20 protein-coding genes are annotated in these 25,425 nt (G+C 56.0%); 12 read left to right on the top strand and 8 right to left on the bottom strand.

Going from position 1 to position 25,425, the window contains the following annotated elements; translation table 11 throughout:
* Positions 1–1,226 precede the first annotated feature (1,226 nt).
* The 3 genes from Pla52o_RS24585 to Pla52o_RS24575 form a co-directional block, all read right to left on the bottom strand.
* On the bottom strand, positions 1,227–2,882 hold the full coding sequence (locus Pla52o_RS24585) for a sulfatase family protein (RefSeq protein ID WP_231612632.1): 1,656 nt from the start codon (positions 2,880–2,882) through the stop codon (positions 1,227–1,229).
* Positions 2,883–3,083: 201 nt separating this feature from the next.
* A complete protein-coding gene (locus Pla52o_RS24580) occupies positions 3,084–3,455 on the bottom strand; it encodes a hypothetical protein (RefSeq protein WP_197169492.1) in 372 nt (123 codons plus the stop codon).
* Between the two features lie 280 nt (positions 3,456–3,735).
* Entirely contained in the window at positions 3,736–4,743 is a 1,008-nt protein-coding gene (locus Pla52o_RS24575; RefSeq protein WP_197169491.1) for a DUF1559 domain-containing protein, read from the bottom strand.
* 333 nt (positions 4,744–5,076) lie between these two features.
* On the opposite strand from Pla52o_RS24575, the gene Pla52o_RS24570 reads away from it, so the two are divergent.
* From Pla52o_RS24570 to Pla52o_RS24550, 5 genes are all read left to right on the top strand, one after another.
* Entirely contained in the window at positions 5,077–6,006 is a 930-nt protein-coding gene (locus tag Pla52o_RS24570) for a LysR family transcriptional regulator (protein ID WP_197169490.1), read from the top strand.
* Between the two features lie 188 nt (positions 6,007–6,194).
* Positions 6,195–7,430, top strand: a complete 1,236-nt coding sequence (locus Pla52o_RS24565; RefSeq protein ID WP_146597290.1) for an FG-GAP repeat domain-containing protein — start codon at positions 6,195–6,197, stop codon at positions 7,428–7,430.
* A 353-nt stretch (positions 7,431–7,783) separates the two neighbouring features.
* On the top strand, positions 7,784–8,755 hold the full coding sequence (locus Pla52o_RS24560; RefSeq protein ID WP_231612631.1) for a DUF3500 domain-containing protein: 972 nt from the start codon (positions 7,784–7,786) through the stop codon (positions 8,753–8,755).
* Between the two features lie 514 nt (positions 8,756–9,269).
* Positions 9,270–10,073 (top strand): polysaccharide deacetylase family protein, encoded by an 804-nt coding sequence (locus Pla52o_RS24555; RefSeq protein ID WP_231612630.1) that lies wholly within the window; start codon positions 9,270–9,272, stop codon positions 10,071–10,073.
* Between the two features lie 63 nt (positions 10,074–10,136).
* Positions 10,137–10,520: a DUF6298 domain-containing protein gene (locus Pla52o_RS24550; protein WP_146597288.1), complete on the top strand. Its 384-nt coding sequence runs from the start codon at positions 10,137–10,139 to the stop codon at positions 10,518–10,520.
* A 69-nt stretch (positions 10,521–10,589) separates the two neighbouring features.
* Here Pla52o_RS24550 and Pla52o_RS24545 read toward each other — a convergent pair whose 3' ends face one another.
* The gene (locus Pla52o_RS24545) at positions 10,590–13,229 is read right to left on the bottom strand and encodes a hypothetical protein (protein WP_197169489.1); all 2,640 of its coding nucleotides are present in this window, start codon (positions 13,227–13,229) and stop codon (positions 10,590–10,592) included.
* Between the two features lie 442 nt (positions 13,230–13,671).
* Here Pla52o_RS24545 and Pla52o_RS24540 point away from each other — a divergent pair, with 442 nt between their 5' ends.
* From Pla52o_RS24540 to Pla52o_RS24525, 4 genes are all read left to right on the top strand, one after another.
* Entirely contained in the window at positions 13,672–14,610 is a 939-nt protein-coding gene (locus tag Pla52o_RS24540) for a DUF1593 domain-containing protein (protein WP_146597287.1), read from the top strand.
* A gap of 18 nt (positions 14,611–14,628) precedes the next feature.
* Positions 14,629–14,814 (top strand): hypothetical protein, encoded by a 186-nt coding sequence (locus Pla52o_RS24535; RefSeq protein ID WP_146597286.1) that lies wholly within the window; start codon positions 14,629–14,631, stop codon positions 14,812–14,814.
* Positions 14,815–15,187: 373 nt separating this feature from the next.
* Complete coding sequence (locus Pla52o_RS24530) at positions 15,188–16,243, top strand: DUF1559 family PulG-like putative transporter (RefSeq protein ID WP_146597285.1); 1,056 nt, start codon at positions 15,188–15,190, stop codon at positions 16,241–16,243.
* A gap of 134 nt (positions 16,244–16,377) precedes the next feature.
* Positions 16,378–16,842 carry a carboxypeptidase-like regulatory domain-containing protein gene (locus Pla52o_RS24525; protein WP_146597284.1) on the top strand — a complete coding sequence of 155 codons (465 nt, stop codon included), beginning with the start codon at positions 16,378–16,380 and terminating at the stop codon, positions 16,840–16,842.
* 219 nt (positions 16,843–17,061) lie between these two features.
* On the opposite strand, the gene Pla52o_RS24520 is transcribed toward Pla52o_RS24525, so the two are convergent.
* The 3 genes from Pla52o_RS24520 to Pla52o_RS24510 form a co-directional block, all read right to left on the bottom strand.
* Positions 17,062–17,694 carry a hypothetical protein gene (locus tag Pla52o_RS24520; protein ID WP_146597283.1) on the bottom strand — a complete coding sequence of 211 codons (633 nt, stop codon included), beginning with the start codon at positions 17,692–17,694 and terminating at the stop codon, positions 17,062–17,064.
* Positions 17,695–18,212: 518 nt separating this feature from the next.
* The gene (locus tag Pla52o_RS24515; RefSeq protein WP_197169488.1) at positions 18,213–18,554 is read right to left on the bottom strand and encodes a 2Fe-2S iron-sulfur cluster-binding protein; all 342 of its coding nucleotides are present in this window, start codon (positions 18,552–18,554) and stop codon (positions 18,213–18,215) included.
* Positions 18,555–18,800: 246 nt separating this feature from the next.
* On the bottom strand, positions 18,801–20,459 hold the full coding sequence (locus Pla52o_RS24510; protein ID WP_146597281.1) for a LamG domain-containing protein: 1,659 nt from the start codon (positions 20,457–20,459) through the stop codon (positions 18,801–18,803).
* 775 nt (positions 20,460–21,234) lie between these two features.
* Here Pla52o_RS24510 and Pla52o_RS24505 point away from each other — a divergent pair.
* Positions 21,235–22,266 (top strand): class I fructose-bisphosphate aldolase, encoded by a 1,032-nt coding sequence (locus tag Pla52o_RS24505; protein ID WP_146597280.1) that lies wholly within the window; start codon positions 21,235–21,237, stop codon positions 22,264–22,266.
* 185 nt (positions 22,267–22,451) lie between these two features.
* On the opposite strand, the gene Pla52o_RS24500 is transcribed toward Pla52o_RS24505, so the two are convergent.
* Positions 22,452–22,772: a hypothetical protein gene (locus Pla52o_RS24500; protein WP_146597279.1), complete on the bottom strand. Its 321-nt coding sequence runs from the start codon at positions 22,770–22,772 to the stop codon at positions 22,452–22,454.
* Positions 22,773–23,246: 474 nt separating this feature from the next.
* On the opposite strand from Pla52o_RS24500, the gene Pla52o_RS24495 reads away from it, so the two are divergent.
* Both Pla52o_RS24495 and Pla52o_RS24490 read left to right on the top strand, forming a co-directional pair.
* Entirely contained in the window at positions 23,247–23,609 is a 363-nt protein-coding gene (locus tag Pla52o_RS24495; RefSeq protein ID WP_146597278.1) for a SpoIIAA family protein, read from the top strand.
* 431 nt (positions 23,610–24,040) lie between these two features.
* Positions 24,041–25,333 (top strand): NAD(P)/FAD-dependent oxidoreductase, encoded by a 1,293-nt coding sequence (locus tag Pla52o_RS24490; protein ID WP_146597277.1) that lies wholly within the window; start codon positions 24,041–24,043, stop codon positions 25,331–25,333.
* The last annotated feature ends 92 nt before the right edge of the window (positions 25,334–25,425 follow it).

Raw genomic sequence — 25,425 nt, 5'->3', positions numbered from 1 at the left:
CCGCTGGCAAATCCTGTTCCCAATCCGCTGCCATCGACATTGATCCGTGTCACCGCCCCCCCCTCGACGCTGGCGCGATACAAATCGCCACCAAAACCATTGGTGTCAACGATCGTCGGATCGTCGACCAACATATCCACAGCGAAGCTCGTAAAGATCACGAACTTGCCATCACCACTGATCACCGGTCGGTTCGCCGATCCTACCACCACGCCCGCCGCCGTTAAGTCTGAACCGAGGCTCAACAGGGTCGTTGACGTTTCCTCGTCGCCACTTTCGTCAAAGATACCGTCCCCATCCGCATCACGGTCGCGAACGTAGACGTTGGGTACCACGTCGATGAGAGTCCCTTTGACAAGATCCGTTGAATCGCTGAGGAAGGCTACGTAACGACCATCATCACTGATTGCGGGAGCGAACGAGCCCGACGCACTGCACCCCACGCTGGCATCACAAATGCTGCTGTCGGTTCCATCGACGTTGACACTGATCAGCGCCGTCGTCCCCAGCAACAAATCACGCACAAACACATCTTGCCGAACATTCGTGTCCGTTGCGACTAAATCCGAAGCATAGCTTTGAAAGGCGATAAAGCGACCGTTTGCACTGATCGCCGGGTTGCTTGAATAATCGTTACCCGCCAATGGAGAAGCAGGCGGAGGCGTCACGCTGACGAGATCGACGGCGAGCAAATGCCGAGCTTCCAGTCGTTCGAAACAGGGGAGAAACGGAAACCGGAAATGGAGCCGGTTCTTTCGCGTTCGCGAATTCCCGTTCTTTTTCTTGGGACCGAAAATCAAGCGTGATGGTCGCGTAGCCATGATCGGTTCTCCTCTCCTTACCGGCATGGGCGACGACGACCGAGTTGCGGAAGTCGACCACGCGATGCCGATGTGTTTCAGAACCTCACGCGATGTCGAGTTGGTACTCACCGCGTGGAATCAAACTCGTGAGTTGATTTTGCTGCCCACCTCACGCACCCCTTCCGTCGGACACGATCTTCCCACCACTCGGGCCCCCACGCAAGCATAAATCTGGAGATACTGAATGCAAGCATTCGGAGCATGTGACTTAGCGTCGTTTCGACGCTTGGCTCTGCTGGAACCGCCGCCAAGCCACTTCGCTGCGTCGAAAGGGTGGCAGCGGCCTCCTTTTACCGGGGGCGCCCCTCTCTGAGCATCCGGTTCGGCAGCAGGAAGTATCACACCGTGACACGGTGTTCTGAATCAGCCCCCCGCCGCCGGCTTCCTCACCGCTTTCTTTTTCCGCGGCTTCACGATCGGCTTGATCATCACGATCTCGGCATCGTTTTCCAGCCGGGGGCCGGGCGTGGAACGTCCCTGGTCAATGATTGCCCGCAGCATCTGAGTCATTTTGGCGACGCGATCGGGATGCTTCGCTTCGAGATTGTTGGTTTCGCCTGGATCGATGGCAAGGTTGAATAACTGCACCGCTGGCAACCCTGACATGTCCGCCTGACCGGGCCGCGGTGCGCTCCAACCGCCCGAACCGGGACACAGACAAAGTTTCCAATCGCCATCGCGGATCGCAAACTGCCCGCCAATGGATTGCGACACAATGGAGCTCCGAATCGGCTGCTTCGCCTCGCCCAACAATACCGCTCGAAACGACACACTATCCTCGCCGCCGTGTTCATCGACCTTGGCTCCCACGATCTCCGCTGCGGTCGCCAGTAGGTCGATTTGCCCCACCAATTGATCCGTTCGCGATCCCGCCTGCACCTGCTTTGGCCAACGAGCGATGAAGGGAACCCGATGGCCTCCCTCGTAGATATCCGCTTTGTGGCCGCGGTAGATGTAGTTTTGGTCATGGCCGGCCGCTTCGAGTTCCGCGATGTTGGCGGCGGGAGAGCAACCGTTGTCAGTGGTAAAAATGACGAGCGTATTTTCGGCGATCCTGTTGTCGTCGAGTGCTCGCAAAATTTCGCCCACCGTCCAATCGACCTGCATGGTGAAGTCGCCGTAAGCATTCACTCCACTCTTCCCTTTCCATTGAGGTGTCGGCACGATCGGTGTGTGCGGTGCGTTGAGTGGAAAAAAGACAAAGAAGGGGCGATCCGACTTTGAATTGTCCGTGATGAAGCGAACCGCTTCGCTAGTGATCCTGGGCAACACATCAACCGCTTCGAATCCAGCCGCCGCCGGTCCAGGACGATGAAATGCCTTCTCGACCGTCGCTGGTTCGATCGGGGTGCGATCGCGCACGTAAACGTAGGGCGGCATGTCCAACGACGCACTGATTCCAAAAAACGAATCGAAGCCGACGTCGCACGGACCATTTTGGATCTCTGCGGTGTAATCAACATCCCATCCCCCTTTGAAACCGCCCGAGAAATCGCCGAAGTCATTCGCCGTGCCTCCGCTCTTCAACGGCCAATCCCAACCGAGGTGCCATTTTCCAATGCATGCGGTCGAGTAGCCATGTTGCTTTAACAGCGATGCGACCGTCAAACGCCCTGGAGAGATCAACGGCTTCGAGAACCCGCCGAGCACACCCTGTTGCAGATGGGTGCGCCAGTGGTAACGCCCTGTCAACACTGAATACCGTGTCGGTGTACAAACGGACGAGGAAGAGTGTCCATCCGAAAAGATCATTCCCTCCTTCGCGAGCCGATCAATATTGGGCGTGTCAATTTTCGAATCGGGATTCAAAGCCGAAACATCGCCAAAGCCCTGATCATCCGCCAGGATGAAGATTAGGTTGGGAAGTTCGCGTGACTCGGCTTGAACCGGACACGCACTCACCAACGCTGACATGCACACCGCAATCCACAAACAGGCATCGTTCGTTGGACAGCCGCGTGGATGGCGACAAAACCACCCACGATCGCCAGCCTGGTTCTTAGCAAAGGTGGAACTCATGTTGATTCCTAACGTTTTTTCGATAGCGTGTTCTCAAACTCAACGGCCTTAAACTCAAAGGCCTGGGACGCTTGTCCCCAACACCTTTCACCACGCGGATCACGGCGCACCGCACCCAAGATCCGCGTGTTGAAGTAGTTTCATTCGATGGGGTTTAAGCCTAGGACTCGTCGAGCAAAACCATCGCGTTGGTCAGAAACGTTAGAGCTTGAAATCCGCTGATTGGGTACCCCCATCTGGGACTAGGAAATTCAGTTTTGGATCACTAGCGTCGCTATACTCCGGCGGGATGACCTGTTTCGCCGCGTTGGCTTGCCTAGCTCCAACACCGGATTTCGCTGCCTCCGCCAGTTGCAAATCGTCCATCCCGTCTCCCGCCTCAAATTGACTTCCCGCCAGATGGCCGCCGTCAATTTTGCTGAAGTAGACTTTGTTTTCGCCAGCCACCGCTCCTTGGGGTAACTCATAACGACCTTGATTGTCCGTTTTACCCACCGTCACCAATTGCTCATGGACGAAATACACTTCAGCGCCTTCGATTGGCTTGCCATTGAGCGATACGGTTCCGGACACTGGCTCGGTCTGCGGGAAGCCAGACCCACCGCAGCCGGGAACCCATAGCAAGAACGATAATGCCAGGCTGCAAAACGTGGTTCGAGCACAGGCGTTAGGGATAACTTTTGCAAAACATTGAACAAACATAAAACGCTCGGGATTTGGATAACACAGTAGAAACGGAATGGACACGAGTCGTCGAACAGAGCCCACGCGTCTTGTGAACCCTGTTGCAGACCTTGGCGCCCTCCGGAACTCCAGGGGGAGTTGGAGGGCTCAGCCACTTTGATCAAGGCTACTAATATTCACTGACGACACTGCCATCGTGAATGTAAGCCAGCTTGGCGAGCGTCGCATAATCCATGTTTTCAGAAAGAAAGTGAACGGACCCATCAGCGAACGCAAACTGAGCTCCTCCAGGATGATAACTGTTGAATCCCCACGCATAGGTCTTCCCTGGAGCTTGGCCCGGGTAGGTCGTGTTGATCGACCAACTTTGAGCTTCCGCAGCAGTCGGGGTTGGGACCCCATTGGTGATAGTAGACACAATTCTCCCGTGACAGCAGGTGTGCGCGCCGGTCATCCCCCACGGCCCAAAGAGAGTCGACGTTTTCCATTGTCCCCCCGCACCTTCGCCAATGGCGATGGAGTTGCTCAGCCCGTCCAATACAGCACGAAGTTTCGCCCCAGTCTCGTTTCCGAACATCCCTTGATTCACGCTGTCTGACTTCGTATCGAACGGCGCGTCATAGTCGGTAAACGCCCCGGTTGAAAAGAAGTAACTCGTGCGAACGGCATTGCGCATCGAGTAAAACTCGGTTGTCCCAGCGTCTCGGCTATATGTTGTCCCAGCCTCCGAATGGGAGGGGCACTCCAGATACGGTAGTCGAGCGTTATAGATGCCATCGTTGATAAGGTCCGTACCCACGGGCGTGATCCCATACGGGGATGACGTGCTCGAGGCAACCGAAAAGTTGTACTTTGAATACTCCGCAGACGACTCGAGATAGGGCAGCAACATGGCCCAGCCCGTCGTGTTCTTCACACCACCGTTTTCCGCGTGATAGGTGGGATTGTTGTACCGCCCCGAACCGTGGAGCGCCGGCGGGTAGGACCTCAGAGCGTTCTCGTAATTGTGCAACGCTAAAGCCTGCTGCTTCAAGTTATTCGAGCACTGCATCCGGCGTGCTGCCTCTCGGGCCGCTTGAACCGCGGGCAACAACAAACCAACTAAGACACCGATGATCGCAATGACCACAAGCAGCTCTACCAGGGTGAATGCGAGACGATTGGAACGGCACTGCATGGTGTTTTCTCCGATAAGATCAAGTAGAAGAGAATTTGGAACAGACGAAATCATCGCAGTTCCTAGGACGCTCGTCGCAAGCTTTCCTTGACGCAGAAACGATTAGTTTGACGCTCAAGGAAATACGTTTATAACACAAGACACCGGAGAGATCTAATTTTCTCTGATAGTCAATCTTCTCGCACCCCATGTTAAGTAACTAAACGCTGCGGAATCGATTTATCTTATTGCAATCCGCGTTTCCCCTCCCCTATTTGGACTAGACATCCCAAAGTCGTGCCAGCAGAGATGACGACCGATGCTGGTTCCAAACTCCGCTTGCGATTGTTGTCTATGTCCAAGGCCTGCCAGCACAAAAAACTCACGTTGCAGCAACTCCGAAGCCTCTGTGAGACGGCCCGTAGCGGTAGTTTTGCCGCAGCAGCGACGGCGTTGGACAGCAGCCATGCAACAGTGCATCAACATGTTCACGCATTGGAACGGAGTTTCGGGGTGAAGCTTGTCGACCCCCATGAGCGTGGATGCACGATGACTGAGTCCGGCTGGCTGCTGGTGGAACTCGCCAATGCCGTTCTCGAAACGACAGACCGTCTTCAACAAACGTTCGCTACCACACTGGCGGACCTCGGTTGCAACTTCACCATTGCGATAACGCCGCGTATTTTCCTCGAGGATCTGGCTCCAGTGGTGGCAGAGTTCTGCAAACAGTCGCCGCAAACGCGACTCACCTTCTTAGAGATGGACGCAGGTGAGATCGCCACAGCGGTTGAAACGCGGCGTGCTGACTTCGGCTTCACGCCGGTGCCTCTTGCTCAAGACCAAATTCGCACGCTCGATTCAGAAGCCAGCTACTTGCTTGAGATACGAATCGTCGGCCCCAAAGATCATCCGTTGTCTCGGCGGCGGGTCATCCGTCCCAACGATTTGATAAAATACCCCATTGTCAACGCACCGGGAAAAGGGTTCAGTGGGCTGAATTTGGAAAGCCTGCTTGATCAAGTTACCACGGGGCCGAGGATCGTGCCGCAGGCAACCGCCGTCTTTGCATCATCCCAACGCGAGTTGGTACGGCTTGGTTTCGGCCTTGCGCTGCTCGCCGTTGCCTCCTCCACCGCCCCCCATCCCGAATTCTTCGAGCGTTCACTGAACGGGAGCTTCGCCAAAGTCCCGGTTCGACTAATCCGCCGACGTGGTGCTCATTGGCCACCCGCAGCCGAAGATTTCGTGCGACTCGTGCGTGCGAGGTTCAGCTCAGCCCCATAGTGCTCGGCATAACAGTGATCCAATGCGCATGCATGGAACGCAAACACGACCGATCGAGGTGCCCAGCAACCACACAACGAACGTCGAGGATGTGGATCGAACGGGGTTTGGTCCGACAAGCATGCCTTCGCTCCCTCGTGGGTGTGTAGAATCAAGCGTTCCTGAACTTCTACCACACGGGTTACGACATGACGCATTGGGTAACAGTCACGCTTTCGATCGCTTGCTCCCTGACGATTTGGACCTTCGCCAGTGCTCAGGAAGTGTCCACTGGGTCGCCAGACACAACCGGCGACGCGATTGGTTTTCAACGCCTTGTCCTGAGCGACCAATACTATTGTGATGGGGTTGCGTCGGGCGACATCGACGGCGATGGTGATCTGGATATTGTGGCTGGACCGTTCTGGTATGAGGGACCGGAATTTCAAGTGTCGCACGCTTTTTATGAACCGGTCCCATTGCCGCCGGCTGAAAGCCCTAGCAATAGCATGTTCAGCTTTGTCGCGGATTTTTCCGGCGATGGCCGCCAAGACATCTTGGTTCTCGGTCGGGTCCATAAGCACGAAGCGGTGTGGTATGAAAATCCGGGAACGACGGATGATCTTTGGCAGAAACACGTTGCCTTTCATCGCGTCCGAGGCGAATCACCCACCATGATCGATTTGGATGGTGACGGCGTGCCACAGGTCATCTGTCACTGGGATGGGTGTTGGGGATCGATTCAACCGGATCCTTCCCAGCCGACTCAGCCGTGGCGGTTCATTCGGATTGGTGCCCCCGAAGACTGGCCACAGTTTTATCACGGCCAGGGTGTCGGCGACGTCAACCACGATGGAAGATTGGATTTGATTCTCAACGACGGTTGGTACGAACAACCCCAAATCGTTGCAGGCAACCCCCAGTGGAAGTTTCATCGCGGCCGGTTCTCACAAGGTCGAGGAGGCGCGCAAATGTTTTCGCAAGACATCGATGGTGACGGGGATCAGGACGTTATTTCCGCCATTGACGCCCACGGCTGGGGATTGGCGTGGTACGAGCATGTCAAAACCGATACAGACCCGACTTTTAAAGAACACTTGATCATGGGCGATCGCTCGGCGATCAAGCAGTATGGGGTCGCATTCACTCAGCCGCATGCGCTCGCATTGGCGGACATCAACGGTGACGGATTGCCGGATATTGTCACCGGCAAACGTCGCTGGGCTCATGGCCCCGATGGTGATATCGAACCGGCAGCGCTTCCGGTTGTTTACTGGTTCGAGCTGCGACGCGAAGCGGGTGGGGTCCGCTATGTTCCCCACATGATTGATGACGCATCAGGGGTAGGCGTTCAAATCTTGGCGACCGATCTGAATCAAGACGGGCGTATCGACGTCGCTACGGCATCCAAATTGGGCACGTTCGTCTTTCTGCAGAAGCCTTAGCAAACGATCCTCGAACACGCGGGCTTGCACAATCGCTACGAGTGACAATCGCTACGAGTGACAATCGCTACGAGTGACGATCCCCCGTCGAGGGAAGCAGCGTATTGGACATATTCAAGCCCCCGTCTTCCTGTCGAGTTTTGCTGCAAGATTTTTAACACAAAGATGGGGTCACAGGAGGCTGGAACAAGAGCACGCCGCTGCGGTCCATGCTGCTTCAAAATGGCATTTCGGAGTTAGGGTTTCAAATCCGTGTTGCGAAGTGGCGGATTTGGTAAGATGGTTGCGTGTCGACCGTCACGTTCAGGCGGCCCCCGCCAGGATCCTCCCTCATACCCTCAGTGAGCTTTACGATGAACATGAATCGCCCCCATGGCCAGCGAGTTGCTCGGCGAGAATTTGTCAAACTTGGCGGGGCCGCCGCAGTCGGCGTGGCGTCGGCTGGCCTATTCGACGCTCGGTTTGCTCATGCTGCGGGCTCGTCTGAGACATCCGCGGAGACAGTCGTCGCAGAATTGTATGCCTCCCTATCGGAGAAACAGAAAGAAGCCGTCTGGCGACCGTTTGATCACGCCGACCGTGGCAAAATCAATGCGAACTGGCACATCAGCAAAGCGACCATCGGGGACGATCTTTTCTCCAAACAGCAAAAGACGCTGATCGACCAGATCGTTCGAAACATCACAACGAAGGACGGTTACCAGCGTTTAATCCAACAAATGGATGATGATGACGGTGGCATGGAAAACTATAGTTTCGCCCTGTTTGGAAAACCCGGAACGGACCAGTTCCAATTTGAAATGACTGGACGGCACCTGACGATGCGCGCCGACGGAAATCGAGTCGACAAGGCGGCGTTCGGCGGCCCCCTTGTCTACGGGCACGGTGAAGAGAATCCCACAGACAATCTCTTCTATTACCAAACCCAACAGACGAACAAGGTTTTCCAGGCTCTGGATGCCGGCCAAGCAAAGCAGGCTCTGCAAAAGAAGGCTCCCAAAGAAGCAGCCGTGCAGCTGCAAGGGGCTAGCGGGCATTTCCCAGGGATCGCCGTCAACAAACTTTCCAGTGACCAAAAGGAACTGGTCGAGGCGACACTGAAGGTTTTGTTAGCGCCCTATCGAGAAGGCGATGTTGATGAGGTGATGGAGATCCTGAAAAGCAGCGGGGGACTCGATCAACTGCACATGGCGTTCTATCAAGAAGAGGACCTCGATGATGACCGGGTCTGGGATATTTGGCGGGTGGAAGGCCCGTCGCTGGTTTGGCATTTCCGCGGGGCCCCGCACGTTCACGCTTACGTCAACATCGGCGTGAAGTCGTAAACGCCCGCACTAACCAGGCAGGCAGGAATCATTGGATGAATTCTCATGCCCCCTTTGGACGCTAGGGCCGGACCGCTAAAAGTTTGAGGATGACAAAGGACTTCGGTGGCAAGTGTTTGTACCGGCAAATTCGTCAGTTGTCTCGCCCTCGACGAAGTCGGGGGCGAGAAGTGGCAAAAATGCCAGCGCAACTGCAAAACCACGACAAGCCCAAAGATTTGGCGGTCCATCGTTAGTCCCGGATGAACGAGGAAACCCTGGGGCAATCGTTGGACAAGTCCCCGAATGTCGACGTCGATATTGATGCACGCATCGCAGAACTGGGGCGGCAACCGGATAGCTGTTGAACGTTCTTCATCAATGATCAGGGCCGCAGTAGATTCGGCACCGACACGAATCCTAATGCCGTGGCGTCCCCGCTCTCCTATCGCTTTATCGAAACCGATGACGAATACTGCGACACCGTAGAATCACACCCCCTAACGTCCGCCCACAAAAACCGAAAGATATTATCGTGCATCGATTGCTCCTCGCGTTTCTAATGCCCTTGCTAACGGCGTCCGTCTACGCAGACGAACCGCTGCCGTCAACGATCGATGAACTTCGTTCGCGGACGCCAGAGACGTTAACCGAAGGCGGTGTCGTGATGACCTTCGACGACCGGAACTTCCAGGACTGGATCAAGGCGTTGCCGCTGTTCGACGAATTTGGAGTCAAAGCAACGTTCTTCATCAGCGGGAACATTGATGCCCCGGCGCTGGACGCGATTCGACAACTCAGAGCTCACGGGCATGCGATTGGGGCTCACAGTGTCAACCATCTCAAAGCGGTGGAGTACTTCGAAGAAAACTCGCCTGAAGCGTTTCTGCAGCGTGAGATCGCGCCCCAGCTGAAAAAGCTCCAGGCAGCAGACGTGCATGCGATGTCGTTCGCGTACCCAATGAGCCGCAACAACGCCGCGACCGACGAGACGCTACTAAAAGTGTTTCGGCACGTGCGAACAGGCAGGGGGATCGCTGCCGACAAACGGCTCAGCGAAGACGATGCCTTTTTTGTACCGGCTGCGAAAATCGCCGAGCACGGATGCCTGTATGGCAAGGGAATCGACTACGCCCCATTGCGGCCGGATCGCACGTACGCACAGATTGACGGAGCGTTTGAACGAGCCGCCAAAAATCGAGAAATCATCGTGTTGTACGCGCACCGCATTTGCGAAAACGGCACGGGGCATTTCGTGACTCCCGAAGCGCTCGCTCGCGTCTTCGGCAAAGCCAAGGAACTGGGACTACGGTTCTACACGTTCGACGAACTGCCGTAGCATTGCCTTTGGGGTAGATTAAAAATCGGCCCGAATCGGCCCGAGGGCCCCGACAATTAATTGATGCCATCATCCGTTTCGGCTGCCCTGGCTTCGAGCACAATTTTGGTCTGTGGTACGATCCGGCGACGTGATGCGCACAACGATACGCAACGGAATAGCGTCAATGTCAAGCCGCCGTTTCTCGAGCAACCGTGGGTTCGCAGCGGACAAGGAAAGATGTTTGACGGACTGCCGAAGTATGATCTCTCGCAATACAACGATGGGTACATTCAGCGGTTGAAACAGCTCGCGGGCTATTGCGACCGCAAAGGTACAATTCTGTTCCACAACCACGACATGCAGCATGCGTTGTTGGAGACACATGCTCACCAAGACGACTTTTGGAGAAAACGGCGAAGACATTCTTGGACGTTCGGATGTAATCTCCAGGCTAGCCCCGGTTGAACGTTGCAGCCGTGGCTAGCGCCAAAACGGCCGATCTACCGAAAGACTCCTCCCTATCTGCTTCGTCACTTATCGCAACAACTCGATCGCTGCTTGTCGAAGTTCGCTTATGCCCAACAAGCCGTTGCGATCATATTCGCTCGTGCCTGCATCCGCGTCATTTTGCTTGCGGACAGAGCCGGTCAACTTGGTGTAATGGCTGATAAAGTCGCGCATCTGATTCGCATTCCAGTGATGCTTGGCGCCCACCATTTGCAGGTACGCAATCAACTGCTCAGCCTCGCGATAGGCTTTGAGTCGCGTCGAATGGCGAATGACGGTTTTCCCTTGTTCGTCTTTGTCGAAGATCAATAGCCCCAACGGGTCGGCTTTCTTCAACGCCTTCCCCGTTTTGTCGACGGTCTGCCACGGGACGATACCGGTGGCTCCGTATTGCCATGCATCGAGCGCCCACGCTTGTACCTGACGATTGCTTTCGTGGACCGCGTTCGAGGTCCCGTAGACCCACACTTTCAGCCCGTCGCGTTCGGCGCGATCGGTGACGAGCCGACGATAATGCTGAAACGCCCACGAAGAGACGACCCACAGATCGTTTCGTCCGGCGAGTTGTCCGCGGCAGTATTCCGGTCGCGAGATATCGATCCGATAGTCAATTTGGACATCCTTCGCCTCGCGGCGTCCACGGTCCGTTAGTTCTCCGTAGTATTGCAGGGCCCGGTAATCCCAGTACGCAGTGGGTTCGTCTAGAATCCATGGTGCCTTGGTCTTCTCGTTGAGAGATCCTTTGTTGTTGAAGTAAACCTGGAAACCCGTTTCGGTCCAGCCCTGATGCTTTGCCATGCGGGAGAAATCGGCCAGCACATTGACGTACGTTTCCGAGTAGACGGGACTGTCCGCGAACGCCCGGTAGGCGTCGGGATCGCCGTTGAAGTACGCCCGACAGTTCAACGGCCAGCTTTCATGAAACGTCAGATAGAACCCCGGTGCGGGGATCGGACCGCGATGACCATCGCGAAAGTACGATCCGTCCAGATAGGGCCCAAACGCTTCCACGAAATCGTCCCAGTACGCCTGCGTGGCTCCCGGAGCGACATCATCGTACCGCTTGTTGTCCATCCGACGACCAGACCGCAGCCGCATATCGAGGTTGCTTTTGCGAGCACCGGCTTCCGCGGTGTGGTGCGAGTAATGCAGGATGTTGGCATGCACGCGATGGTCGTACGCCGTTTGCTGCAATGCGTAAAAGTCGTCCACATGGTCCGGCAGTCCATAGCTGTTCATCTCGCACAGAAAGGATGCTTGGCGAGGCAGCTGTATCGGCAGGATCGTCAACACCACCGGCACCTCGCGACCATCCGAGACCGTCAATTTTCCTCGACGGACGCCTGGCGCCGAGTCGAACGGGACGTAGACGTCGGCAAACAACGCCTCGTCAGCGTGCGGCACCAAACGAATGCGTTCCGGCAGAGGCAATAATGGATCCGGAATCTGTCGACCGTTCGCCAAAACGTACACCGCCCGAAACAGATCAACCCGCATTGGTGGACCATCGAATTGCAAAGACACGGCGACTTCCCCGGTCCCGCGTAGCAGTGCCTGGAAGCCCACAACTTCTCCGGCCGCAGCCGTCAATTGAATACGCTGGCCGTCAAATAACGCATTATGGCTGCGATAGTCGGTCGGCAATTCCCCCACCGGTTTACCAGCCCGGTCGTACTTGTCGGTGACTGGAATAACGTCCAAACCGTCCACTGGGTTTGTTGAGGCCGGCGGCAGTCTGACCTCTGGATACACGGGCGGCTCGACGTGAAACAGTTCCGACGTGATGGCAGCTGGCATCGAGCGTTGACCGGTCCGATTGATCGTCACCACTTTAACTTGATGGGTTCCTGGACGAGCGATGGCCCCAGGCAGGTCGCGCAGCGGAATCGATTGTGACGCCCCCGGCTGGACCCGCGGGATGTTGTGACGCGAGAGCGCTTGACCGTCGATCGCAATTTCGTACGCGAAGCCGTTCGCGGGTGCCTGTAGTGTCAGCCGTGCGCTGGATCCATCAATGGGCACAAGCTTGAGATCGGTGGGAGGTGCGGGAGCTGCATCGGGCTCATCGGTCACCTCTACGCTGAGATACGGCTGCTTGCCCGATTGCTCGCGAGCAAAGATGGTCGGGTTGCGACTGTAGTCCACATCATGCTCATGGATCGCCAACCCAAACGCGACCCCCGTGGCCAGCGCATTGACCATATCGGCGGGAACTTCCCAGTGATACGCACCATCGCGAACGTTGGAGTCGGCCTGATGCACCAACGTAAACGCATTCCCGCCTGACACCGCCGGGAACTTAGCCCCCGCGTATCCCCAGCCATCCAACCCCTCCACACCGGCGGTCACCCCGTTGGACTTCCTCTCGTCCCACGTTGTCGCAATCGTCGAGATCGTGACACCCGAGATCGTCTCCTGCGATGCCTGGCACACCAATTCCGCCCGCGTTACCCGACGACCACGGAGCGGCGTCACATCGAAGCCCATTGCCACGATATGCTGATTTCCCTTGATGCGGATGCGCGAGTTCTGCCCTGCGTTGACGGTCCATTCTCGATCGACCATTACGATCGAATTGTCCCGCGTGGCGGCCAACCGCAGCGTTTCCGCCAACGCAGGGCCCGCCCATAGACTGCACAAGCCGATCATGAAAATCTTTGTTGCCACGGATAACCTTACCTACTCAGGAGTACAAACCTAAAACGAACAAACGCGGTTCATGTTGTTCCGCACGGGTGATTCGCCCAACGATTGAGTATAGCCATCCGCGGCCCCAACCTCCGATGTCCGCACAAACTAAGATGAACTTGATTCGCGACGATTCACCACTTGGGAAGCGTGATGGAGTGAGCCAACACGAATACTCGTTCCGAGGACCAATGATGGCGACTGAGCTTGATACATTGGGACGCGAGTCGCTCGTACAGGCACGTGCCCAGAGGAGGTCGAGTTTAGTCGCCATTTTTTCTGTCAACACGACTTCAACACAGCGATAATCAAGGCATGGCCTTAAAACTATCGACCGATCGAAAACCACACCAAGGAGCATGCATTGAAGACCAACCTCCATCATCGGATCGTTTTGCTGACGGTTCTTTTTGTTCTCGCTATGGGTGATAGCACAACGGTAACCGCCTCACCGCCGGGCGGCGCCTTGGACGGCGACAAGCCGCGTGTGATTGTTTCGTCGGATGTTGGCGGATCCGATCCAGACGACTTTCAATCTCTGATCCATTTGCTTCTTTACTCCGACGTTATCGATGTGGAAGGCATTATTTCATCGCCGCCGGACGCCGGTCGCACCCAGCACATCATGGAAGTGATCGATGCCTATGCCAACGACTACTCGCATCTACACAGCCACTCAAAAGACTACCCCGCACCGGATGCGTTGCGTAGCGTCGCAAAGCAGGGTGCTCTCGAAAAGGCACCGCAACAAGGTTGGAGCGAACCCACCGATGGCTCGCGATGGATTGTCCAGCGGGCGCAAGCCGATGACAAACGACCGTTGTGGATTCTCGTTTGGGGCAGCATCACCGACGTGGCGCAAGCGATCCACGACGATCCCTCGATTAAAAGCAATATCCGCGTGTATTCGATCGGCTCATGGAATACCTCGCAAGATTCTGCGGCACGTGCTTACCTGTTCAACCATCATGCGGATTTGTGGTGGATCGAGAGCGACACCTCCTTTCGAGGCATGTACATGGGCGGAGTGCAGGACGGCGAGTGGGGCAACCTAAGTTTCGTCCAACAGCACGTGAAGGGACACGGATCGCTTGGAGATCTATTCTTTACGAAAAAACGCGACATCAAGATGGGGGATACACCGTCATTTTTGTACTTGCTTCGCGGCAACCCCGATGACCCCACGGCGCCGCATTGGGGCGGCGCGTTCGTAGCGACCGATCACGGCAAACACTATTGGACCGATAACCCCGATCCCAGTTTGTCCACCAGCAAACGGGCCGGAGCCAAAACCGTCAGCCAATGGCGCCGCGAGTTCCTCGAAGACTGGAAGCAGCGAATGGACCAAGTAACCGAGTAACCGAGTGACCGAGTCATCATGCAGTATTTGGCTGCAGGGACTCGCAATCGATCGTTGCCAAAGCGACGGAATGCTCGGCCAGCGTATTTGATCAATTTCCAGCCCGTCACCGTTCGCTTTTTTCGCCGACGAAAGCAATCGTTCCCCACCGGAGCGGGGCCATGGCGGTTCATTCTATTGGCTGACTTTCTCGCCACGTATTGAGCTAGGACTGCGGTGGAAAGTCGCGGGAGTCGAATAGACAGCCTAGATAATCTGGCTGAATTTCTGGAGAAACAAAGGGGCTACGGGCCAGAAAATGTGCCAGGACAATCACACTCTCAAGGACGCGATTGCACCGTATTTTGTGCCATTTCCGTGTCCGACACCGTTGGCATTTGGGCGACCCTCCTTTTGGTGTCTGCCACCTTTATTCGCCCCCCATCCGCTTTGAACGCCCCCTATCTGACGAGAGCACGGCATGTGGTTGCAACCTTGCCTTCCCCGTCGTTAAACTCCGCGACCTCATGCGCTAGCACCATTTTGTCTTTGCTGCATTCCCCTGCCTATTCGTTCCTTTTTTGAAAGGACCCCCACCATGAGTCACGAAATTTTTGTCTTTAAGAGTCGGACCCGCCCACGTGGATTCACGCTCGTTGAATTGTTGGTGGTGATCGCCATCATCGGAGTGCTCGTCGGGCTTCTGCTGCCGGCCGTCCAGGCTGCTCGCGAGGCGGCGCGACGGATGCAGTGTTCGAACAACCTCAAGCAGTTGGGACTGGCGCTGCACAACTATCATGATACTCACAGGGCGTTGCCTGCTTTGATGATGGGGCCGAGCTACAACCCGTATGTGAGCGGCTTGGTACCCATCCTGCCGTTCATCGAGCAGGGCACCGTGTACGATCAGATCCGTTCGCCCAACACCTTCAACGGCGTTGCCTTTAATCCGTATGGCCCAATTCCCTGGTCGACCTCGACCTATGACCCGTGGAACGTACAAATCGCCGCTTTTCTATGCCCTTCGGACGGAGGCGCAGGCACAAAAGGACCGACGGACAACGGTCGCACGAATTACGTCTTCAGCGCCGGCGACTGGATGCCGACCGGTTATACCGCAAAGCAAACCATTCGCGGCCCGTTTGGCTATTTAGAGACCTTCAATTTCTCCGCCATTATCGATGGACTTAGCAATACGATCGCGATGAGCGAACGGGCCATCGCCAACGGCGCGGGTGAGAGAGTCAAAGGCGGAACCGTGATGAGTTATCTGGATCCCGCCAGCCCCGGGACATGCATGAGCACGCTGGGGGTCAGTGGTTTCTATCTAGATAGCTTGACCACCCGTGCATGGGCGGGAGTGTACTGGAGCAACGGCGTTTCGGGATTCACGCAGTTCAACACCATCCTGGCTCCCAATGGCCCTTCCTGTGCCGAGGCGACATGGGACTCCGGACGTACGCTCGCGCCACCCACAAGCTACCACCCCGGAGGCGTGCAAGTGCTGATGTGCGACGGATCTGTCGCATTCATCACGGATTCGATCGATACTGGAAACATCTACGCAGCTCCAACGAGTAGTGGGCTCACGCCCTACGGCGTCTGGGGTGCCCTGGGATCGAAGCAGGGCGGCGAAGTTGCCAATTTACCGTAACGTGTCGGAGGCTCGGCAATTGATAACCACGGTGACGAGTCGGGACAAACGAATCGTCACTCACGCCATCCGCTGCTTTTGCTAGTCATCTCCTGACTTTGCTCCTACTTACTACGACGAGAAAACGATTGATAATGCAACGTCTTAATCTAATGCACGTGCTGCTCCTGGCCGGGATTGCTTCCCTCGTTGGCTGTGGTACAGACGCAGGGCTCGATGGCACCATTCCCGCTGCCGGCACCGTGACCTGGCAAGGCCAGCCAGTCGAAGGCGCGGTCGTGGCGTTCATCCCCACCGATGGCAGCCGGCCGGCCAGTGGCAGAACTGACGCCAGCGGCCAATTTGAGCTGACAACTCTCAAGGCGAACGACGGCGCGATGCCCGGTAGCTACACCGTCACCATCTCAAAATCGGAGGTGGACGGGACCGAGATGTCCTCCGAAGAAGCAAGGGCTTATTTTGAAAAGCACGGGCAACCACCGACCGTCTCCAAGAAGGAATTGCTGCCAGTGAAATATAAGCGACCGGACCAATCGGGTTTGACCGCAGAAGTATCCGTCAGCGGCGAAAATCAGTTCCCATTCGATCTGACGGAGTGATCGAAAGGATTGCGAGCCGCACGTAACGGCGCGGCGTTTGCATCCAGCGAGATTCATCTTCCCCCGGGGATAATCAAAACCGGGGTTACGGATTGCAACGCTTCACGCGCAGAACCTTCCCTCTGGGCTGTGTTGTTCATCGCCGATCGCGTCGGAAGTGAAATGTAAAACGAAGCATCCGACGCCATGATCCGAGAGCCGCCAACTCTCGGATCATGCTTAGATGTTCCAAGCCTGGATCGGTCGATCCAGGGACGTTGCCGGACGTTGTGACGACCAAGGTTGCTGTAACGTCTCCGGTGCTGGATTTAGCTCACGAAAAACTGACGATGGAGGCGTCCAGGACGGCTGTGGCATCGGTCGCATGTCTTCGTTGCTCGGCGACTGCATTGGTGGCGAGGTGAAGTTGCGTGGGGGAAATTGACTTGCTCCCGACGGAGCGTCATTTCCCTGCGGCCGGGCTGTTGCGGCATGCCGTCCCCCGGGACGACGCCGATGCAGATCCCCTTCACCCCAGTGATCGTGGTGGCCAAGGTGGCCTTGCACCGGAGACTGATAGCCCGCCGCCGGCGACCGAAACGACCTCGGCGATCGCGACCGTTGCGATTGAGAATAAGCGTCCACAGGGGGCCGCATCATCCGCGGGTCAATCAACGCACCGGAATGATAATCATGTGAGTAACCCGCGCCAAAATCAGATGGCAGCGGCGCGATGTCCGCAGCGTGAGGTGCCTGTTGATAATAATTTCCCGATCCCGATCCCGAGCAACCCGGGCCACAGTGATGCCCCTGAGCAAACAATTGGGCAGCCACCAACGCGAGTCCACCGCCATACAACAATCGAGCCAACATACTTAGTACCTCTCAAGGGAATCCGTTCGAACCGAATCGATTCTTCGCGTCGCCATCAAGAGAGTCAACTTACGAAATCAACCTTTCCAGTTTCACGGCACCGAATTCAGTGTGGGGCCCCTACCAGGACGCCCAGGATCAACTGCGTTAATAGGAGAGCGATCTACTAGACGCGGATATTTCATAACCCGACGCGTATACGAGGGACCCTTCGTAAAATCCCTCGCTCACACTTCGGGGTATGGTTTTGTTTGCGTACATCATTCAAAATGCGTAACACGTTAATGATGAATCGGTTAAGACCTTTTTGCTCGGTCGGATGCATTATCCGGGCTAGCAAGCGACGCTTCTGCGAAAAAACTATCTAAGTAACGAATGCCTTAGCCGGGGCGTAGCGACCCAACAGAACCCACACCGTAGGCCGGTCGCAAAGACCGGGCGTCGTGGGGAAACCGATGGGACGGATGTGGGTTTCAGAACAGTCGGGGAGTTGTATTACCCCCGTCACATTATCTTCATTAGACGTCGCCGAGCACGCGAAACACCATCGAGTCGATCCGTTCGTCCGTCATGATCTGACAAGCCAGCCGACTCGAAGCGGCCGCGTTGGGCAGTTTATCCAATGTCATGGTTTCGTCGCGATTCATCTCTTCGTGTAGCATGCCTGAGACGATTTCGACGTGACACGTTCCGCACCACGCGTGTCCTTTGCAATCGCCAATGTTTTCGTACAACTCGTTGACGATCATTTCCATCAGATTGTTGTAGGCGTGCCGCCTAAATTCAACGACATGCTTCGTACCATCGAGCAGGATGATCGTGACCGAGTAGCGTTGCTGGATCAAGGATGGTTCTGACATCACAGTCGTCGACAGGAAATGAAAAAGGATGGAGGTAAGCACCTCCGCACAACTCATTGGGCTTTACGTAGCCTAGGCTACGATTTGCAGTTTCGCCGCTTTGAGGAGTTATGCCGAAAGACTTCTGCCGAGGTGCTTAGTTTTTAGAGCAGACTCGCAGTTGAATTACCCCCATCACATTGTCGTTCCCCTGCCGAAACCGAGTATCTAAACAATCCAAACCTTGCGCGTCGTTCCGAGGACGTTTCACTTCCCCGCCAACTCCGCGATCTCTTGAGGGTCGACCGCACGGCTGTAAATCCGCAAATCGCGGAGCCGTCCGTTGAAATAGTCTTGGGCACCGAAACCAATTTTCAAGGGTTGATCGTTGGAGAGATCAAAGTCGGTCGCGTCAAACTTGCTTGAGCGTGACACCAACTTTCCATCCACAAACAAGCTGAGTTGGTCGTCCCCTTTCACAGCGGCAATGTGTCTCCATCCGGGACGCAGGGCGTGGTCATGGGTGACATTCTTGCCGACTTCGATCGAATGCACGCGTCCCGAAGGGAGTGCCCCCGCGAACAACCGGCCTTGGAAAACGGCCATCGACCACACGCGGCGATAACGCACGTCCGGGGTAAAATCGAGTCGGCCCACCTGGGTCCATGTGGGCCCATTGTCAAAGCGGTACACCTCCCCGGTCGGCAACGTGCCGACGTACATTTTTCCGTTATAGACCGCCAACGGCATCGTTTCTTTTTCCTCACCCGCCCGTCCGGCAAAGCCCCAGTTGTCCGGCCCGGCAAAACGGTAGACTTTCGCGTGAGGCCATTCGCTGACGTACAACTCGCCATGATGCACGGCAAACCCGTACGTCTGTGTCGCGTCTTCAATTAGTCCCATATGCGCCCACGACTGGCCATCGTAGCGGTAGACGGCTCCTTCGTCGTAGCCACTCGCGTAAATGTGCCCGTTATAGACGCCCAACGCTTCGACACGCTTGCCATCGGGCGTTCCACATGACGTCCACTGCGTGCCTCCTTCGTAACGGAAGAATCCAGCCGGTGCATACATCGAGCTGGCATAGAGTTTGTCGCGAAAAACGACCATCCCGTTGATGGCCTCGACGTCGGGAAGCGAGCCGCACGACTCCCATTTCCCGTCGGCAACATAACGGTAGACCTTGCCACCGAGATTGGGGTTTTCCGATTCGGCCAACGACGAACCGCCCAGACGATACTTGCTGACGCCGACGTACAGGTCTCCCTGAAAAACGGCCATCGATGAAACCGCGTTACATGCGTCGGGGGCGCCACAGTCGGTCCAAGACTCACCGTCGAATCGATACACACGCCCGGCCTCATTCCCAGGCACACAGGTGCCAGCAAACAATTGACCGTCGTGCACCGCCATCCCATAAACCAACACGGCATTGCCTAAACGGCCATGATCGGTCCACTTTGCTTCGCTTTTGCCGTTATCGATACCAAAGTGCAGTTGACCAGCATTGGACTGGCTCGAGGTCACCCCCGGCCGGCTGTCGATACTCAATTGGAATCCACGACGAGACTGCGGATCGTATTTTGAGAGCAGGTTTCCCGGCAAGTCATCGAGCGATTGTTCGGTATGCACCCAAACCGCGATTGAGAAATTACCGGTACCCACATCGAGAGATTTCGCATCATCCACCTCAAGGTATTGACCACGACCGTCAAACCGTGCGCCGCCGTGGGAGTTTTCATTGGGCCCCGATGAAACGAAGTCGACGCCGTGATTTTTTGCGTGCAATGCATTTTTAGAGGAATCCTTGGCATCGCCCGCAAACTTCCAATGCGCCACGAGACCGTCATCGGCAGGAAGCCGCGACGAGCCGATCAACACCAACGCAAGCGAGGCGAATCGCAAACCAAACCGCAATAGATTCATAACCGATTCCTAACCAAAAATGACGGGCCAAAAGTGTTCCGAGGGGCGTTTGCAATAACCACGAACGAATGCCGTGACCACGCACCAGGATACTAAAGACTGCAGGCTCACGTATTACGATCCGTCGATATTTTTTGGGCCGGCCACTTTGACAAGCTGCGCGTGCTCCCACCTAAAACCAACCACCATTCTCTTCGGCAAGGGCATCCTATCGTGAAGCGAGTCAATTTCCGGTCGTCTGGAGGCCAGCTCGCGCCATAGGCACCAAATGAAAACAGCGGATGGTTGGTCCCGAGGATGTTCACGACACACACGAGAAGGGTAAGCAACGAAAGGCTAGCGGTGCGTGATCACCGCGGCCCGAATCGCCAGCAAGCATGAGCGCCGACAGCTTAGCCGAATCAAACGGCGGGTTCCATTTTGGCTGGAGTCTTCAACGAAGGTCAATCAAACCCGAACGCGACGAGTTGGCGATACCGAACGACGAGCATCCCGATACCGCCGCGGCGCAGAGGAACCATTTGGCACACCGCTTGCATCGCCATCGCACGACGGCGCCATCGCTACGAAGTCGCACATCATTTGCGTGGTAAAAGACGCTTCCTTGAGTCGCAGACACTTGCTGTACCGGAGACGCAGCGGTTGGTCACCGAATTAGCGGACATGAAAATCCAAACGCCATGTCCAACCTCGGCGTGAGCCATTTGCAGCTAATCGAAACGAGACTTGAATCCGCCCTCCTGACCATTCCTCAACATGAAAGCGAATCCAAAAGATGAATTCCGACACATTGATGAACACGGCGCAGACTTTAGTCGCAGGCGACAAGGGGATATTGGCGATGGACGAAAGCAACTCGACTTGCAACCGCCGTTTTGCCGCGTGGGGCATTCCGCAAACCGAGGAGCGCCGCCGCGCCTATCGTGAATTGCTCGTCAGCACACCGGGACTTGACCAGAGCATCTCAGGGGCGATCCTTTACGATGAGACGATCCGCCAGCAGCTGAAAGACGGGACCCCGTTTGCCCAAGCTCTCACTAAGGCGGGCATCATTCCCGGCATCAAAGTGGATACTGGCGCCAAGAACATGGCCGGGTTTCCCGGTGAAAAAATCACCGAAGGTCTGGACGGCTTGCGCGAGCGGTTGGCTGAGTATGTTCAAATGGGAGCCCGCTTTGCCAAATGGCGCGGGGTGATCGTGATCGGCGATGGCATCCCCAGTCGATCTGCGATTCAAGCCAACGCCCATGCACTGGCTCGTTACGCCGCGTTGTGTCAAGAAGCCGGACTGGTCCCGATCGTCGAACCGGAAGTGTTGATGGACGGTGAACACACGATGCAGCGATGTGGAGAGGTCACCGAGGAAGTCTTGCGAACGGTTTTCCACCAACTCTACGTCCAACGGATGATGTTGGAAGGAATGCTGCTCAAGCCCAACATGGTGCTGCCGGGATTGGCTTGTCCGCAGCAAGACACAGTAGACGAGGTGTGCGAGGCCACGATTCAATGTTTCCGTCGGGCCGTCCCCGCTGCGATCGGAGGAATCACATTCTTATCGGGAGGGCAGCCCGCGGAGTTAGCCTCAGCCCGCTTGAATGCGATGAATGTTCGCCTCGCGTCGCAAACGCCCTGGCCGCTGGCGTTTTCGTTTGCCCGCGCCATCCAACAACCCGCTCTGGAAATCTGGTCCGGCCAAGACGCAAACGGCAGCGCAGCACAGAAAGCACTGTTGCATCGAGCCCATTGCAACCGGATGGCGCGGCGTGGCGAATACAATGCCCAAATGGAGAGCGTCGAAGTGTCTTAAACGCCGCTATCGCTTGCACACAACCTTGTCTCTAGCACTCAATCCGTTTGACCATGCAGCCGATGGCGTTGGGGGTGAGGGTGCGTCTCCGGCACGCTCGACTGCGATTGCGTTCGCCTCGCCGCTCGCTCCGCGAACTCACTCGTGACCATTACGGGAGCCGGAGAATCTCCCACCATTGGGCACTACCCATTCCCAAAACCGTGCGATTGAGCCGGATCGCGATTGATGACGCGATGCCAATGTTTGATAAATGTCTCGCCATGTTCCGCTTCCAACTGTTGCCGTTGGACGTGCACCTTTTCCAAAACGTTGGGCCACCACACGGTATCCAAGTACTCCAGACGCCGTTTCTTTTCTTCCGCAGAGATTCCCTCTTCGTTCGGATCCATGTCGGCGTGATCAAATTGCATTTGCCGCCAACAATCGCCTTTGGCAGGCACATAGCCCGTCGAATCGTGAGGGAACTGATCGCCAAAATGGTCTAGTTCTGATTTGTGAAACATCTTGATTTCTCTTTTCCGTTACCACATCGATTTCCGAGTCATAAGACGCCGCTCTTTCTATTGTAAGATGCCCGATGCGGGACGGCGAGCGATCGATACCGCACTCGGCTCTCAGCCCCGATTGTTTAGCGCCGCCCGATCCACGTTGCACGTTCGCAGCCACATTGTCGCGGTTGCGTTTCTACCGACACCGATGCGGTGCAAATCCGAGTCACGTTGTGACGTCCGGTGGCGCGCCAACGGAGGTGGATCATTTTGTCACAATGGGGGCAATGGGATCCGTCTTGCCATGAAAATTCCGTCTTGCGGAAAAATAACCGACGGTAAGTCCCCGGCATCATCCCAGCGCAGCAAGCGACGCGAATAAGAACCAGTGGCACAAGTCTTGCACCTCTCGCACACTCAAGCACCGACCGTGTACCCCGATCGCGTTGCCTCAAAGAGGCACGCAGAAAGTTCATAGAGCGACACGGAATGTTAAAACACCGTCTTCTTTTGCCTGAAGGCATTCTTCTGATCGAACCCGATGCACCGCTCGAAGCAGCGGACTTTGAAAGCGTCGCCGCTGAGATCGATCCTTACATTGCCGAGCGAGGCAGGTTACCCGCAATCTTGATCCACGCGAAAACGTTTCCCGGATGGGCGAATCTCGCCGCGGCAATCGCCCACCTGCGGTTCGTTGAGAGTCACCATGCAAAGGTCGGCAAATTGGCGGTCGTCAGCGATAGCCTACTGCTGGCTGAGTTGCCTCTGATGATCGGCCCATTAATCGATGTGGAGGTCAAGCACTTTCCGGAATCTGCGTATAACGATGCTTCGGTATGGCTAGAGGAATAACCCGCGATGGAAATCGGGCGAAGCACCTCAGAGGCAGATGCACATCATACGGTGTCCCTCGCCACGGAATCCTTTTGCAGTCGCGTTATTCGGTGTGCGCCGGACCAGATTTTCAATGCAAACGAACCAAAGGGCCAACGACACGCCAATGGTTAGGCGTCCTCAATCGATGCGAACCATTCGCGAACCGTTGGCCCAACAAATCATTGGTTTTCACGATCCAAGTCCGCTCTGCTGAGGTCACTAAACTACCGGGGCTTTGCCCCTCAATACAAAAGCACAGCTTCAAAGAGCGTTATGAAAAGCATGTAACCTAAAACTTGCGAGTCGCGGTTCGGGCTGCCTATTGAACTGCGGAACACGACGGCATCAATGCCACCCGTAAATGCCACCCGTTCGCTCACGTGAGGCATCCCCTTACCATTTCATGCATGACAAATCATCCCACCAGAATCGTAGTCCTCGGCGGCGGATTTGCCGGCGCGTACTGTGTCAAGCAGCTCGAAAAACACATACGTGCACGTGACGTTACCGTCACTCTGATCAACGATCGGAATTATTTCGTATTCACGCCGATGCTAGTCGAAGCCGCCACGTCGGCACTCGAACCGCGACATGTAATTGTACCGCTTCGAGGTTTCCTATCATCGAGCGACTTGCTGATGGCCGAAATCGAAAACATCAATTTGAATTCTCAAACGGTCACGGTTCAGCCGGAGTTTGGCGATCCCATGACGGTACCCTATGACCAACTGGTGATGGCGATGGGAAGCGTCACGCGAATGCCAGTCATTCCCGGTGTTCAAGACTATGCGGTTGGACTTAAAACGCTCGCCGATGCAACGGCGCTGCGGGATCGGGCGATCGGGATGTTAGAAATGGCAAACATTGCACCCGATCACGAACACCGCCAAAGTTGGTTGACCTTTGCCGTTGTCGGAGCCGGGTATACCGGGGTGGAAACGGCGGGTGAGTTCAATGCGTTTTTGAAAGAGGCGATTCGAGATTATCGTAACGTCCGCGAATCGGACATTCGCGTGATGTTGATTCAGCGTTCGGGACGGATCCTGGATATGCTTGACGAAGCGATGTCCGAAAAGGCAAGCGGGGTGCTCCAACGCAACGGGGTGGAGATCCGTTTAAACGAAAGCGTCTCGGAAGTTTTTGAAACAGCCTTCACGCTGAACAGCGGCGAAAAAATCGACTCCCATACCGTCATTTGGTCTGCTGGCGTCGCTCCGCCGCCATTACTGAAGGACTTGGACTTGCCGCTCAACGGGCACGGTTATCTTCAATGCGAGCGAGACTTGCGTGTGAAGGGGTGCGACCATATCTGGGGCATCGGCGATTGTGCCTCCAATCTAGACGCCAACGGTAAAGCGTACCCGCCGACCGCACAACATGCGTTGCGTGAAGGGCGGATGGCCGCACGAAATTTGGCTGCGGCAATCGACGGTCGCCCCACCCACGCACTGGACTATCGCAGCAAGGGCACCATGGCTCCGTTGGGCGGTCGACAAGCGATCGCGAATGTCTTCGGCATGCGTCTCGCCGGATTCGTCGCGTGGTTCCTCTGGAGAACCGTCTACCTCACCATCATGCCCGGCTACGGTCGCAAGCTGCGAGTGGCAATGGACTGGACCGCCGATCTGTTTTTTCGTCGTGATTACTCACAACAGAATTTTCATTCAGCGAAAAAGACACCGTCCAGCCCATCGGAGTGATGACTCCGCAGCGTGCCTCTCCGCGTCGGTGCAGCCGACACGTATCCTACTTCGCTGGAATATCGAGGGCGTGAACGAGCAGATCGACGGGG

Origin of the sequence: Novipirellula galeiformis (assembly GCF_007860095.1) — a bacterium.
In the GTDB taxonomy this organism is placed as follows: Bacteria; Planctomycetota; Planctomycetia; order Pirellulales; family Pirellulaceae; genus Novipirellula; species Novipirellula galeiformis.
This window is presented reverse-complemented; position numbering and strand designations above follow the sequence as displayed.